Origin of the sequence: Embleya australiensis (assembly GCF_051903075.1) — a bacterium.
Lineage (GTDB): Bacteria > Actinomycetota > Actinomycetes > Streptomycetales > Streptomycetaceae > Embleya.
This window is the reverse complement of record NZ_CP182423.1, coordinates 1,897,581-1,911,631: the sequence shown is the minus strand read 5'-3', so window position 1 is coordinate 1,911,631 and position 14,051 is coordinate 1,897,581. Positions and strand designations below refer to the sequence as shown.

At 72.6% G+C, this 14,051-nt stretch carries 11 protein-coding genes, 1 pseudogene and 1 riboswitch; of the genes and pseudogenes, 6 read left to right on the top strand and 6 right to left on the bottom strand.

The window, feature by feature from the left end; genetic code table 11:
- The first annotated feature begins 4 nt into the window (after nt 1-4).
- Together ACMXN5_RS38610 and ACMXN5_RS38605 are read left to right on the top strand one after the other, a co-directional pair.
- Nucleotides 5-883, top strand: coding sequence for an ABC transporter ATP-binding protein (locus ACMXN5_RS38610; protein WP_439679558.1), 879 nt, complete (start codon nt 5-7; stop codon nt 881-883).
- A complete protein-coding gene (locus ACMXN5_RS38605; protein ID WP_439679557.1) occupies nt 883-3,426 on the top strand; it encodes an FtsX-like permease family protein in 2,544 nt (847 codons plus the stop codon). The genes ACMXN5_RS38610 and ACMXN5_RS38605 overlap by 1 nt, the downstream gene beginning before the upstream one ends.
- A 108-nt stretch (nt 3,427-3,534) precedes the next feature.
- On the opposite strand, the gene ACMXN5_RS38600 is transcribed toward ACMXN5_RS38605, so the two are convergent.
- On the bottom strand, nt 3,535-4,116 hold the full coding sequence (locus ACMXN5_RS38600; RefSeq protein ID WP_439679556.1) for an Lrp/AsnC family transcriptional regulator: 582 nt from the start codon (nt 4,114-4,116) through the stop codon (nt 3,535-3,537).
- Between the two features lie 12 nt (nt 4,117-4,128).
- Here ACMXN5_RS38600 and ACMXN5_RS38595 point away from each other — a divergent pair, with 12 nt between their 5' ends.
- Both ACMXN5_RS38595 and ACMXN5_RS38590 read left to right on the top strand, forming a co-directional pair.
- Nucleotides 4,129-4,377, top strand: a complete 249-nt coding sequence (locus ACMXN5_RS38595) for a hypothetical protein (protein ID WP_439679555.1) — start codon at nt 4,129-4,131, stop codon at nt 4,375-4,377.
- 29 nt (nt 4,378-4,406) lie between these two features.
- A pseudogene (locus ACMXN5_RS38590) lies at nt 4,407-4,885 on the top strand (UbiX family flavin prenyltransferase); the annotation flags it as partial.
- Between the two features lie 111 nt (nt 4,886-4,996).
- On the opposite strand, the gene ACMXN5_RS38585 reads toward ACMXN5_RS38590, so the two are convergent.
- The 4 genes from ACMXN5_RS38585 to ACMXN5_RS38570 form a co-directional block, all read right to left on the bottom strand.
- Nucleotides 4,997-6,220 (bottom strand): beta-propeller fold lactonase family protein, encoded by a 1,224-nt coding sequence (locus ACMXN5_RS38585; protein ID WP_439679554.1) that lies wholly within the window; start codon nt 6,218-6,220, stop codon nt 4,997-4,999.
- Nucleotides 6,220-7,029 (bottom strand): polysaccharide deacetylase family protein, encoded by an 810-nt coding sequence (locus ACMXN5_RS38580; protein ID WP_439681371.1) that lies wholly within the window; start codon nt 7,027-7,029, stop codon nt 6,220-6,222. The genes ACMXN5_RS38585 and ACMXN5_RS38580 overlap by 1 nt, the downstream gene beginning before the upstream one ends.
- Nucleotides 7,030-7,251: 222 nt before the next feature.
- On the bottom strand, nt 7,252-7,587 hold the full coding sequence (locus tag ACMXN5_RS38575) for a hypothetical protein (RefSeq protein WP_439679553.1): 336 nt from the start codon (nt 7,585-7,587) through the stop codon (nt 7,252-7,254).
- A gap of 304 nt (nt 7,588-7,891) precedes the next feature.
- Nucleotides 7,892-8,866 carry a hypothetical protein gene (locus ACMXN5_RS38570; RefSeq protein WP_439679552.1) on the bottom strand — a complete coding sequence of 325 codons (975 nt, stop codon included), beginning with the start codon at nt 8,864-8,866 and terminating at the stop codon, nt 7,892-7,894.
- A 207-nt stretch (nt 8,867-9,073) separates the two neighbouring features.
- On the opposite strand from ACMXN5_RS38570, the gene ACMXN5_RS38565 reads away from it, so the two are divergent.
- Nucleotides 9,074-10,555 (top strand): hypothetical protein, encoded by a 1,482-nt coding sequence (locus ACMXN5_RS38565; protein ID WP_439679551.1) that lies wholly within the window; start codon nt 9,074-9,076, stop codon nt 10,553-10,555.
- 405 nt (nt 10,556-10,960) lie between these two features.
- Nucleotides 10,961-12,022, top strand: a complete 1,062-nt coding sequence (locus ACMXN5_RS38560) for a glycerophosphodiester phosphodiesterase family protein (protein WP_395793653.1) — start codon at nt 10,961-10,963, stop codon at nt 12,020-12,022.
- A gap of 162 nt (nt 12,023-12,184) precedes the next feature.
- Here the strand turns inward: ACMXN5_RS38560 and ACMXN5_RS38555 are convergent, their stop codons facing one another.
- Nucleotides 12,185-13,405, bottom strand: coding sequence for a transglycosylase family protein (locus tag ACMXN5_RS38555; RefSeq protein ID WP_439681370.1), 1,221 nt, complete (start codon nt 13,403-13,405; stop codon nt 12,185-12,187).
- Nucleotides 13,406-13,473: 68 nt separating this feature from the next.
- Nucleotides 13,474-13,675, bottom strand: a riboswitch (cyclic di-AMP (ydaO/yuaA leader).
- Between the last annotated feature and the right edge of the window lie 376 nt (nt 13,676-14,051).

Sequence of the window (14,051 nt, the reverse complement as noted above, 5' to 3'; positions counted from 1 at the left end):
CACCATGTTCGGGCGAGGCAAGCGAGGCGACCGGCGGGCGCGGACGGGACCCGTCGTACCTCCCCGCCCGGACCACGACGCGTTCGGCACGCCGCCGCACCCGTCGTACCCGTTGCACACCCCCCGCACCCACGCCTCCGCCGTCCGGCTCGAAGCCGTCGCCAAGGCGTACGGGCGCGGTGCCGAGGCGGTGCACGCACTGCGCGGGGTCGACCTCGACATCCCCCGGGGCACCTTCACGGCCGTCATGGGCCCCTCCGGCTCCGGGAAGAGCACCTTCCTGCACTGCGCCGCCGGGCTCGACAAGCCCGACTCGGGGCGGGTGCTGCTGGGGGACGACGACCTCACCGCGATGAACGAGAACCAGCTCACCCGGCTGCGCCGGACCCGGCTCGGCTTCGTGTTCCAGGCGTTCAACCTGCTGCCGTCGCTGACCGTGGAGAAGAACGTACTGCTCCCGCTGCGGCTCGCGGGACAGCGGCCGGAACGCGGCCGGGCCGCCGAGATGTTGGGCATGGTCGGACTGCACGAGCACGCCGGCCGCCGACCCGCGCAACTGTCCGGCGGCCAGCAGCAGCGCGTCGCCATCGCCCGCGCCCTGGTCACCCGGCCCGACGTGCTGTTCGCCGACGAGCCGACCGGCGCGCTCGACACCACCACCGCCGCCGAGGTGTTGGCGCTGCTGCGCCGGGCCGTGGACGACACCGGTGCCACCGTCGTGATGGTCACCCACGACCCGGTCGCCGCCTCCTACGCGGACCGGGTCGTCTTCCTGGCCGAGGGCAACCTCGCCGGGGAGCTGTACCGGCCGACCCCCGAGGCGATCGCGGCCCGGATGGTCGGCCTGTCCCGGCCCGCCCGTGTCCAGGGGCGGGCCGCCTGATGGGCCGTCCCAACGGGCTCGCCCGCACCTCCGTCCGCTTTCGGCCCGCCTCGTTCGCCGGCTCCTTCGTCGCCCTGCTGTTCGCCGCCATGCTCGTCACGATGTGCGGGATCTTCCTGGAGAGCGGAATCCGCGCCCACGTGCCGGCCGGCCGCTACGCCGACGCCCCCATCGTGGTCGCCGGGCCGACCGGCACCAGCAAGACCTTCGGCAGCGGCGAGGACAAGGAGAACGTGACCGTCGCGCTGCCCGAGCGGGCCCGCGTCGACGCCGCGCTCGCCGCCCGGATCGCGGCCGTACCCGGTGTCGCCGCGGTCCTGCCCGACCTCACCTTCCCCGCCCAGACGCCCACCGCCGTACTCGACGCGCCCCCCTGGTCCGCCGCCCGCCTGGCCGGCACCCCGCACGACGGCGCCGCGCCGCGGCCCGGCGAAGCGGTACTGACCACCGAGGCCGCGCAGCGGATCGGCGCCGGCGCGACCGCCGGCGGCACGGTCCGGGTGACCACGCCCGCCGGCGAGGTCCCGCTGCGCGTGTCGGCCGTACTCCCCGGCACCGGCGTCCGGCTCTACGTCGCCGACACCGAGGCCGCGCGCCTGGCGGGCAACCCCGACAAGGTGACCGCGTTCGGCGTACTGCTCGTCGACCACACCTCGACCGGCAAGGTCGCCGGCGAGTTGCGCAAGGCGCTGAAGGGCACCGGCGCCGAGGTCCGCACCGGCGACGGGCGCGGCGAGGTGGAACACCCCGGCCTGGGCGACACCAAGGAACTGCTCATCGGCGTCGGCGCGTCCTTCGGCGGCATCGTCGCCGCGGTCGCGGTATTCGTGGTGGCCGGCTCCACCTCGCTGTCCGTGGCCCAGCGCCGCCGCGACTTCGCCCTGCTGCGCGCGGTCGGCGCCACCCCCTGGCAGATCCGCCGGATGATCGCCACCGAGACCGTGATGGTCTCCCTGCTCGCGGGCCTGGCCGGCGTGTTCCCCGGGACGCTGCTCGCCCGCTGGTGGTTCGACACCATGGTCGGCCGCGGCATGATCGAGGACGGCGTCACCCTCGCCGTCGGCCCGGTCCCGATGCTGATCGCGGTCGGCGCGGGCGTGCTCTCCGCGCTGCTCGCCGGCCTGATGGCGGCGCGCGCCAGTGCGCGGACCAAGCCGACCGAGGCGCTGGGCGAGGCGGGTGTCGAGCGGGCCCGGGTCGGCTGGGTCCGACTGGTCCTGGGCGTCGCCGCGCTGGCCGGCGGCGGCGTACTCTCCGGCGTCGCCATGAAGGCCACCGGTGACCAGGCCGTCGGTGCGGCGGGCGGCGTGATCATGCTGTTCATGCTCGGCGTCGGACTGCTCGGCCCGCTGATCGCCCACCTGTTCGTGTACGCGACCGGATTCCTCCTGCGCCTGTTCGGCGCCCCCGGTCGGCTCGCCTTCGACAACGCCCGCACCAACTCGCGCCGGCTCGCCTCGGCGATCACCCCGATTACCCTCACCGTCGCCTTCGCGACCACGCTGATGTTCATGTTCGCCGCGCAGGACCACTACAGCGAGAAGCAGTCCAAGGCCGCCTTGACCGCCGACCGGGTGATCGGCGGACCCGGATTCCCGGCCGGCACCACCACCGAGATCGCCCGCGTGCCCGGGGTCGCCGCGGTGACCTCCGTACTGACCACCAACGTGGTCATGGCCGGCTCCGACGACCTGCGGAAGTATGCGACCCAGGGCATCGGCGGCACCGACACCGACCTGGCCCGCGTGCTCGACCTGGGGGTACGTGCCGGCAGCACCGACGCGCTGCGCCCCGGCGCAGCGCAGCCGCCCGGCGGCGCGGTGGCGATGGACCGGCTCACCGCAGACACGGTCAAGGCCCGGCTCGGCAAGCCGATCGAGATCCGGCTCGGCGACGGCACCCGGATCAAGCCGACGCTGGTCGCCACCTACGACCGCGGCCTGGGTACCGCCGCCGTCACCCTCCCGCGCGCCACCGTGGAACACCACGTCGACGCCGCCCTGGACACCCGCCTGCTGGTACGCCTCGCCGACCGGGCCGACCCGGCCGCCGTGGATGCCGCACTCGCCAAGTTCGCGCGGGCCCACCCCGACACCCGGATCTCCGACCGGGCCGGCTACGCTGCGGAACGCGACCAGGACCGCGAGACCAACAAGTGGACCAACCAGGTGATGCTGGTCGTCCTCGCGGGCTTCGCGACCATCGCCGCGGTCAACACGATGATCGTGTCCACCGTCGCCCGGCGCCGCGAACTCGGCCTGATGCGGATGATCGGCAGCACCCGCACCCAGGTCCGCGCGGTCGTCCGCGGCGAGGCCGCCCTGGTCGGGGTGATCGGGCTCGCGCTCGGCCTGACCATCGCGATGATCACCCTCGTCCCGTTCGGCAAGGGCGCGTTCGGCGAGAGCACCCCCTACGTACCGGTCCCGCTGCTCCTGGGAATCAGCGCCGCCGCCCTGCTCCTGGCGCCGCTGTCGGTCGCCCCGATCACCCGGCGGCTCCTGCGCGTCGAACCGATCGACGCGGTGGGCGCGAAGGAGTAGGGGAAACACACACCGGGTGGTCGGGAAAAGCCGGGGAAACACACCGGCTGACGGGGAGCGCCGAGTCCGGCGCTCCCCGTCAGCCGTGTTCAGCATCCGGCCCCGCGTTCACCGTCCGCCCCGCCCCACCGCCCCCACCCGCTTGACCGTGCGGATGACCGGCGCCGTCTCCACCGCGTCGATGCCCGGCAGCGCGCCGATCCGGTCGGCGAGGTAGTCGTACAGCGCCTCGTCGCCGGCGCACAGCACGGTGGCGTACAGGTTGGTGCGGCCCGTGGTCACCGCCGCGTAGGCCACCTCGGGGTGGTCGGCGAGCGCGGCGCCGGTGGCCGCCAGATACGCGGGCCGCACCGACATCCACATCGTGGTCGCCGTCGGATTGCCCAGCGGGCGCTCGTCCACCTCCAGGTCGAAGAACAACGCGCTGGCCCCTCGCAGCTGTGCGATCCGGCGGCGCACCGTGGACTCGTGTCGGCGGACCTCGACGGCGAGCGCGGCGTGCGACGCGCGCCCGTCCCGGCCCAGCGCGGCGACCAGGGCGTGGTCGAACGCGCTCAGCTCCACCGGCGCCGTCCACGTGGTCGGCGGCGGGAACCCGGAGGCGAGCGCGTCCCGCCGAGCCCGGTCCAGGGCCGGTCGGCCGAGTACCCACGCGGGGCCGTCCCAGGAGGAGGGGCCGCCCTTGAACATGCGCAACAACCGATGCGCGTTGATCGAGAGCGCCCGCCGCGCGGCCGGGATCCGGTCCAGCAGCAACGCGCCCCGACCACCGCGATCGACCCGCGCCTGGCGCCGGAGCGGCGGGAGGCGGGGGATCTGTCGATGGGCGTCGTGCTGATCGACGCGTGCAAACCCTTCGCCTGGAAGGACCGGTTTCCGGCGGCGAACCGCTTCGACGAGGCGACCCGCGAGTCGCTGCGTCGGCGCTGGAAGGGAGTCCTGCCCCTGTGACCAGCCCTCCGACTCCTCGGGAGCCCGCCGTGTCGACCGTTGCCCCCGCCCGCCTGGTCGTCGGGATCACCGGCGCCACCGGCGCGCCGATCGCCGTTCGTCTTCTGGAGGTATTGCGTGAGCTGCCGCAGGTGGAGGCCCATCTCAACTCGCCGATGTCACACACCGGTTCGGGGAGTTGGGGGCGACCGTCTCGTCCGGGTCGTATCCGGTGTCGGGCATGGTCGTGGTCCCGTGCAGCATGAAGACGCTCGCGGCGATCCGGCACGGCTTCGCCGACAATCTGATCACCCGCGCGGCGGACGTCACGCTCAAGGAGCGCCGACCGCTGGTCCTGGTGCCCCGGGAGACGCCGTTGAGCGAGATCCATCTGGAGAACATGCTCGCCCTGGCCCGGATGGGTGCGCGGATCGTGCCGCCGATGCCGGCGTTCTACGACAACCCGGGCGGCGTCGCCGACATCGTCGACCACATCGTGATGCGGGTGCTGGACCAACTGGGGTTGCCCCCGTGGGGAGACGGATCCCGCCGAGCGGTGGCCGGGGCTGGGCGACGTGCGCGGTCGGGACTGACCCGGGGGGCGGCGAGGTACGGGCACTCCTCGCCGCCCCCCGGGCGGTCAGCGGAAGACGCCGGTGTGGCCGAGCGAGTAGCGGCCCGGCTGCGGGTAGACGCACAGGCCGTGCGGGCCCACGCCGACCGGGATCCGGGCGAGCAGTTTCCCGTCCGTGGTGTCGATCGCGTACACCTCCGCGTTGTAGCGCCCGCTGAGCCACAACACCTTGCCGTCGGCGGACACCCCGCCCATGTCCGGGCTGCCGCCGCCGGGGAGTTGCCACTTGGCGGTGAGCGCGCCGGTGGCGAAGTCGAGCACCGAGATCGAGCCCTCGCCCCGGTTGGAGATGTACAGGCTCTTCGAGTCGCGGCTGGGGTACAGGCCGTGCGCGCCCTTGCCGGTGCGCAGCCGGGTCGGGGTGTTGAAGGTGTCGCCGTCGAGCACCCACACGCCGTCGGCCATCATGTCGGCGATGTACCAGGTCTTGCCGTCGGGGGAGATCTTGACGTCCTGCGGCATCGAGCCCGACAGCGGGATCTTTTGCTTGGCCACCACCTTCATCTCGGCGGTGTCGACCTTGAGCAGTTCGCCGGAGAACTCGCAGGAGACGATGAAGTACTTGCCGTCGGGGGAGAAGTCCGCGTGGTTGACGCCCGCGCACTGGCTCGGCTCCGCCTTGACCACGGCCATCGTGTGCGCGTCGCGGAAGACCAACTGGCGGTCCATCGACGCCATCACGACCGCGTACTTGCCGTCCGGGGTGAAGTAGAGGTTGTACGGGTCGTCCACCGGCACCGGCGTGCCGGCCTTGCCGGTGGCCGGGTCGAGCGGGGTGAGCGTGTCGCCGAGGTCGTTGTTGACCCACAACGTCTTCAAGTCCCAGGAGGGCACCACGTGTTGCGGTTGGTGCCCGACCTTGATCGTCTCGATCACCTTGTAGGTGGCCGGGTCGATCACGCTCACCGTGTTCGACTCGGTGTTGGGTACGTACACCCGCGACGGGAAACCCTTGACCGCGTCGGCGAGCATGCCGGGGCGGTCGGCGGCGTACAGGTCGTGCGGGTCCAGCGGCGGCGGCATGCCGGGCAGCAGGTTGGCCGGTTCGGGGGCCGGCTGCGCGGGGACCGGGGCGGCCTCCACCGGCGCGGCGGAGGTCTTGATCGGGGCGGGCTTCGCCGGGGTGTCCGTCGACGACCCGCACGCGGCGGAGGCGACCAGACAGCAGCCGGCCAGGAACAGCGCGATGCGGCCGGGGCGGCGGCGGGTGGGGGAGAGGTGAGTGGTCATCAGGTGACGAGCTCCGACATCGTGACCGCCCGCAGTCCGCGGGTGCGTAGGCCGTCGAGGATGGCGGGCATCGCGGCTACGGTGCCCGGGTGTCCGAAGTGCAGGCTGACCACCGAGCCGGGTCGCACCCCGTCGAGCACGGCGCGGGTGACGGCGGTGGGGCCGGGGTCGGTGAAATCCAGTGAGTCCAGGTCGTAGCCCAGGCAGTGGGCGTATCCGGCGCGCCGGGCCTGGGCGGCGACGACGGGCGTACAGTCCTCGGCCCGGGAGGGCCGGAACCAGCGTCCGATCGAGCCGGTGAGCCGCCTGAGCCGGTCGGCGCAGTCGGTGATCTCGGCGTAGGTGCGTTCGGCGGACATCGCGGAGATGTCGCCGTGGTTCATCGTGTGGTTACCCAGTTCGTGCCCACCGGCCAACACCCGCCCGGCCATGTGCGGTTGTTCGTCCAGCCACGACCCCACGGCCAGGACCGTCCCGCGCGCGCCGGCCGCCTCCAGGAGGCCGAGCAGCGCCTCGGCGCTCTCCGCACTGCCCTGACCGTGGAAGGTCAGCGCCACATTGGGCCGATCGGCGGGGCCGGAGGCGACGTGGAACGGCAGGTCGGCGGGCAGCGGCGGCGGTTCGGGAGCGGCGCCGGTGCCGGCGATGGGGCCGGAAGGCGCGCTCGGGGCCGAGGTGTTGCCGCCGGATGCGGCGGCGGGGGAGCGGGCCGCCGAGGGGTGGGAGTCGTCGCCGCAGCCGCTCACGGCCGCGCCGAGCGCGGCCGCTCCGGCGAGACGTCGAAGCACGCTTCGGCGATCCAGAGGCATCACCCTCGCGACCTTACGGGCCGAAACCGGGAACGAACGGTATGTACGCGTTCGATTACCATACGTGTCGCGAGGTGGGGGTGCGGCAGGTGGATGGGGCATGGGGCGGGGGCGTGGGGCGGCGCCCGGCCGGAGCGTTCCGTGCGTTGCCGCCGGCCGGGTCGCGTACCGGACCCTGGCCCGAGGTGGACGGCCTCGGGGTGGGTGGGGTCCGGCGGACGATCAGTCGTGCAGCTTGTGCAGCCAGAGGCCGACGCCCACGCCATTGCCGGTCAACACGCACACGTGGTTGTCGAACTTGCCGCGGTCGGCGTTCACCGCCGCGGTGCCCGCCTTGTTGCAGTTGTCGTAGGTCCAGTACCAGGTCTGGTATTCCCAGCAGGGTGTGTGGTTGCTGTTGTTCGAACAGTTCGGTGCCGGCTCGGTGTCGGCCGGGCGGCTCGGTGCCGCGGGGGCGTTGCGTTCGGCGGCGTGGGCCGTGGTCACCACGGCCCCGAACCCGCCGAGCGCGGCCGTTGTGGCGAGCACGGCGACCGCCGTGCGCGCAGGCATCTTCATCGCTGGGTCCTCTTCCCTCGGTGCGGGCCGCACACCCCACGCGGCGGCGCCGCTGTCGTTCGCGGAGGGCGGGCAGGCCCTCCGGGGCCGGGCCTACCCAGGTGAACGCCCGGGACGACCTCGGAGCGGGAATGCCACTCCGATGGCGTAAGGGGCTCGTCGGGCGGTCCGGAACGCGGGTTCGAGCGGGTGGGTGGGACGGAGGTGGGAGCGTGCGGTTGGGCGCGCCCTAGGTGTGAGGCGGGAGGCGGCGTCGGGTCGACGCCGCCTCCCGCTTCGGGTGCGCGCCGCGATCCGGGCCTGGCTACGCCTCGCCCGGGAGTGTCCCGTCGTACGCGCGCAGCACGTTCAGTGCGTCGATGGTGATCGCCGGGCGGGCCTCGGCGCGGACCGTGGGCGACCACTCCGCCCAGCGCAGCGGCCAACCGCCGTCCTCCTCCTGCGCGGCGGCCAGTGCGCGCAGGCCCCGGCGCAGTTCGGCGTCGGTGAACCACTCGCGCGCCAGGCTCTCTGGGTGCGGCGCGAAGTCGTGCGGCAGGTGGTACTCGCCGACGGCGTAGCCCGGGGCGAGCCGGGTCTGCTCCGGATGGGCCGGGTCGAGCAGCACCAGCCGCTGCTCGCGCACCAGTTCGCCCAATCGGCGTGCCTGCGTCCGGGCCCACCGCCGGTCCGGGACGCCGTCGAGGAAGGTCACCGCGGCCTCGACCTCGTACGGGTGGGTGGTCCGCAACTCCTCGATGGTGGTGCGGCAGAACTCGGTCGCGGCCGGCAGCCACGGGTGTTCGACGCCGGCGCGCAGCAGCGGGCCGACGATCCAGCCGGTCGGGATCAGCCCAGGGACCGGCGGGTCCGGCACGATCAGCCACGGGGGGTGCGGGTAGTCGCGCAGCCCGGGCAGGGCCGGCGGCACGCCGCCCGCGTCGCCGGCCACGCCCGCCAGCCAGTCGCACAGGCGGGCCGTGTCCGGGCCGTGCAGCGCGTCCGCCTCGGCCAGGATCGGCATCGTGGTGCGCAGCGTGGCCGGTTGCGACTCGGGCCCGCGCACGTCGGGTTCCAGGCCGTACGCGTAGGCACCGTCGGGGGTGCGATATCCGGCCAGGGCGGCGAGCAGTCCGGCCCGATCGGGCTCGGCCCGAGCCGTGCGTTCGCCGTCGGCCCCCGGCTCGGCCGGCTTGCCGGTGCCGAACAGGTAGGCGAATCGGCGCTGTTCCAGTACGCGGCCCGAGGCCCACAGGAAACGTTCGGCCCGGTCGATCATGTCGTTCGTGATCCACTCCATGGTTCGACGCTAGGCGTGCGGATGCGTCGGGTATTGAACGAATCGGACATCGGCGTGCCGTCGGCCCGCTGCGTGGCCGGGGCGTGTCGGGACGTGGGCCCGGTGATGACGGTTGGTGGAATTTGCCCGTGCGGGGGTTGGCCCGCGCCCCGTACGCCGGCCACGGTGGGCAGGTCGGACTCACCCATCTCGTTCGGGGGATTGCTCGTGTTCGCTCGATCTCGTACCCATCGTCTGCGTCGATTCGTGCTGACCGGGGCGGTGCTCGCCGTCGCGGCGGGACTGGCCGGCCCGGCCTCGGCGGCGCGGGCGGCCGAGGCCGCCGGGTCCGCCGACTCGGCCGCGGCGACCACGGGAGCGCACGGCACCTTCTCGGTGCACCGCGACGGGCGCCCCGTGGTGGTCCCGTTCCGGACCGGGCGCGACGGCGAGGCGCTGGTGACGCTGACCGTGGCGGCGCCGGGCGTGGACTGGGGCAAGGCGGGTGCGGAGTCGGCGGTGGTGCAGCTGTTCGTGGACGGCCGGCCCGCCGGTGACGTGGTGGTCTTCGGCGCCACGCCCACCGAGCGCGGCTTCGCGCTGGGCGCGCTGCGCAAGGGCCGGCACGAGCTGAGCATCCGCTTCGCGGCCGACCGGTCGTCGCCGGCCGGGTCGGTGGTGCACGTCTCCCGGCTGCGGACGCGGACGATCGCGACCGGGGACCGGGAGCACGCGGTCGCCGCGAACGCGCCGGTCCTGTACGGCCGGAACATCCCGGGCGCGCCGGGCGGCGCGACCGGTCCGTTCCAGAACGCGGTCACCGACACCCCGGTGCTGGCCTGGTACCAGGAGGCCCCGGCGGCGACCGCCGGGCACCGGGTGTTGACCTACACGATCGTGTGGAGCAACGAGGACGGCGGCACCTCGACGCCGGCGCTGATGGCCCGCTGGGGTCGGACCACCGACATCGAGTGGGCGTACCGGGTCGAGGTGGACCGGGGCGGCCGGGCGGTGCCGGGCACGGCGTTCTTCCAGTCGCCGAACCACGGCACGACGCCGTTCGCCGGGCGCTACGAGGACGGCCATCCGCTGTTGCAGACCTGCACGTTGAACAACAACCTGTGCGACGTGGTGGACGACCCGATGCGGTTCGCGCCAGCGGCGGTGGAACGGTTGGCGGACCCGACCCGGACCGCGCGCGAGGAGATGGTGGACCGGCATCCGTGGGTGTATCCGGTGATGGTCCGGGAGATGCGGCGCGAGGGCCGGGTGGTGGCCGACCCGCCGGCCGACACGACCACGCTGATCGCCGACCCGACGGACTACCTGTACGCGGTGATCCGCAAGACCACGTCGGAGCCGCCGGCGGGCGCGGCCGGGTGGAACGGTGTCGCGCTGGGTGTGCGGGTCAAGGGCGACCCGACGCTGTACCGCTCGGATCGCGGGCGGGTGGACTGGTCGTTGCAGCGCGACGATCCGGCGGCGACGACGGTACGGCTGCCGCACGGGACGCAGGCGTCGGACATCGTCGAGGTGGTGGCGATCCGTACCGTCGCGGGCGTCGACCCGGGCAGCACGATCACGGTGAACGGGATCAACCGGGCGTTCCTGCTCGGTCGGGACGACCGGCCCGGGCGGGCGGTGCCGGTCCACCCGAAGGCGGTGACGCTGACCGCGGCGGCGCCGGAGGCGGTGTTGTACCGCCGGTGATCCCGATCCCGGGCCGGATCGGCCGGCGGCGCCGGATCGCCGGATCGCCGGGTCCCGGGAACACCGGGTTCCGGCCGGGCTTGATGAGGTGTTCTCAAGCCGCGGCCGGACGCCGGTGCCGCGCTCCGCGACGGGCGCGGCACCGGGAACCTCCGGGCGCCGGACGGGATTCGATCCCGTCCGGCGCCCGGCGCGTACCTGTCGTGGGTGCGTTCTGCTCGGCGGACCGGGTGCGAAGTGGTGGTTGAGGGTGCGCCGTTGCGGTTCCGGTGGCGCGATTCGCCGCTTCTTCGCTTCTTCTTCGTCTGGGCGCCACGAGTCGCCTCCCCGCGCATCATGTGGTGCGGGACAGGGTGTGGGCGTCGACGATCGAGGGTCGTCGAACGGAGCGAGAAGGAGACGTCCATGTCCGGATGGAAGACCGTCACGGCCGCGATCCTGGCCGGGGCGGCGGTCGTTGCCGCGCCGGGAGTGGCCGCCGCGGCGGACCGCCACGGAAATCACCACAGGACCTTCGACCTACAGGCGCACCGCGGCGGTCTGGGCCTGACCGTGGAGAGCACCATCGCGTCCTTCGCCAAGGGCCTGGACCTGGGGGTCTCCACCCTCGAACTGGACGTCCAGATCACCGAGGACGGCCGGGCCGTGGTCACCCACGACCGCAAGGTCGACGGCCGCAAGTGTGCCGACACCGGACCCGTGCGGGCCGGTGACCCGGAGTTCCCCTACGTCGGGAAGTACGTCAACACGCTCACCCTCGACCAGGTCCGTACCCTCGACTGCGGGTCACGGCAGTTCCCGGGCTTCCCCGGCCAGACCACCTCGCCCGGCGCCCGAATGCCGCTGCTCACCGAGGTGTTCGACCTGGTCAACCGGCGGCACGCACGCGGCGTGAAGCTCAACGTGGAGACCAAGGTCGAGGCGGGCGCGCCGAACGAGACGGCGCCGCGCGAGCAGTTCGTGCAGACGGTGGCGCGCGAGGTGCGCCGGGCCGGGCTGTTGCGCCAGGTCACCATCCAAAGCTTCGACTGGGGCTCGCTGATGAGGATGCGTCAGGTCGAACCCCGGCTGCCGCTGGTCGCGTTGACCAACTACGACTTCCTCCAAGTCGGCAAGCCCGGCGCCTCGCCCTGGCTGGGCGGTCTGGACATCGACGACTTCGGCGGCGACCCGCTGCGGGCGATCGAGTCGTTCGGCGCGACCTCGTTCTCCCCGGTGCACGGCTTCCCGCAGGACGGCAAGGTGGGCGATCCGAACTACCGTCCCTACGTGACGCGGGCGATGGTCGACGAGGCACACCGACTGGGCATCAAGGTGGTGCCGTGGACGATCGACGACCCGGCCACCATGGCGAAGCTGATGGACGACGGCGTGGACGGGCTGATCACCGATTATCCGGACCGGTTGCGGGAGTTGATGGCGGCGCGGGGGCTGCCGCTGCCGAAGCGCTACCCCGCGCGGGGCTGACGCCGGGGAAGCGCCGCTCGCTCGGTGCGTGGCGGATACGGCCGCTTCGGCGGACGGTGCCCATCCGGCCGGCACCGTCCGCGCGGCGGGCATGGAACAGGGCCGGGCCCGTCGACGCGTGGTCGACGGGCCCGGCCCTGGAACTTCCCGGTTGTGCTCGGATCAGAGGTTGACGCCGTGCGCGCGCAGGTAGGTGACGGGGTTGATGCCGCTGCCGTAGTTCGGGGTGGTGCGGATCTCGAAGTGCAGGTGCGGGCCGGTCACGTTGCCGGTCGCGCCCGAGAGGCCGATCTGCTGACCGGTGCTCACCGTCTGGCCGGCGCGGACGCCGATGCTGGACAGGTGGGCGTACTGCGAGTACTTGCCGTCCGCGTGCTTGATGACGACCTCGTTGCCGTAGGCACCACCGTTGCCGGCGCTGACCACGGTGCCCGAGGTGATGGCCTTGACCGAGGTGCCGGTGCCGACCACGAAGTCCTGGCCGGTGTGGCTGCCGCTGGACCACATGGAGCCACCGGTGCCGAACGCGGTTCCCAGCGCGCCGTTCACCGGAGCGACGTAGCCGGAGGAGTTGACGGCGGTGCTGCCGGCCTTGGCCGAGGAGTCCTTGGCCACAACGGGGGCCTTCTCCTTGGTCACGGGCTTCGGCGCGACCTTGACCGACACGGAGGGCTTGGCCTCGGTCTTGGTCTCGACCTGGGCCTCGGTCTTGGTCTCGACCTTGGCCTCGGTCTTCGTGGCGGCCGCGGCCTTGCCGGAGAGCGAGAGCTTCTGGCCGACCAGGATCAGGTTCGGGTTGCCGCCGATGACGGACTTGTTGTCGGCGTACAGCTTGTGCCAGCCGCCCTCGACGTCCTTGGCCGCGGCGATCTTGGACAGGGTGTCGCCCTTGACCACGGAGTAGGTGGTGGTCGTGGCCGTGGTCTCGGCGGCCGGGACGACCTCGATCTTCGGGGCCTTCGGGGCCGGCGCGGACTCGACCGGCTTCTCGGCGACCTTCGGGGCGACCTTGACGGTGGCCTTGGTCGAGCCCGACTTGGCGTTGGGGGAGACGGCCGGAGCGGCGCCGCCACGGGTCAGGCCCGCGGGGCCCGAGGTGTTCGGCCACGCGCCGGGGCCCTGTACGGCGAGGACCTTCTCCGCGATGGCGATCTGCTGGTCCTTGGTGGCCAGGTCCGCACGCGGGGCGTACTGCTGACCGCCGAACTCGTTCCAGGTGCTCTGCGTGAACTGCAGGCCACCGTAGAAACCGTTGCCGGTGTTGATGTGCCAGTTGCCCGAGCTCTCGCCCATGGCGACCTTGTCCCAGACGGAGACCGGGGCGGCGGTGGCGGAGGTGGCGAAGCCGGTGATCAGCGGGGCGGCGACGATGGCGCCGGCCATGCCGAGGGTGAGCGCGAGGCGCGCGTTCTTGGGCTTGCGGGCAGGGGTGATGAACGACTGCACGAAGATTTTTCCTTCTCCCACGCCTACGAAGTGAGCTGTCGGATTCGGGCTGGAGAGTCTCGCCCGGCCGGCGTCGACTCCTCGGGTATCGAGGAGGCGGGCACGGCTTCACCCCAAGCCGTCGTTATCGAACGTCCGCGACATGCGGACGCCCGGGACGGCATTCCACTTGGTTCCCCCGCTCCTGCCTTTCGGGTTTCGTACCGTGGCCTCTCCGGCGGCAGGATTCGGCGAACCGGGAGACACATTCCGCCGAACACCGGACCGGTGCGGCGAAGCACCAAGCTACGCATACACCCGACTCGGATCCAAACATCACGTTTCGCCGAAACCGAAGATTCGGGTCGGAAGGGTGGAATTCCGGGACCGAAAGTCCCGAAGCGTCCACGCATTGTGCCCGGGACCTTGAGCGGAGAGTGATGCGGGAATTGCAGGGAGTCAGAATCGTGGAAACTCGGTTCACGGTGCGTGCGAGTTTCTGACAATCGGTACGCGGGATGTGACGTGCGCCACGGGGTTTGTCGAAAACGACAGTCTCGGGACGGTGGAAAACGGGTCGAAATGGGGCTCGACCTGCCCGTTT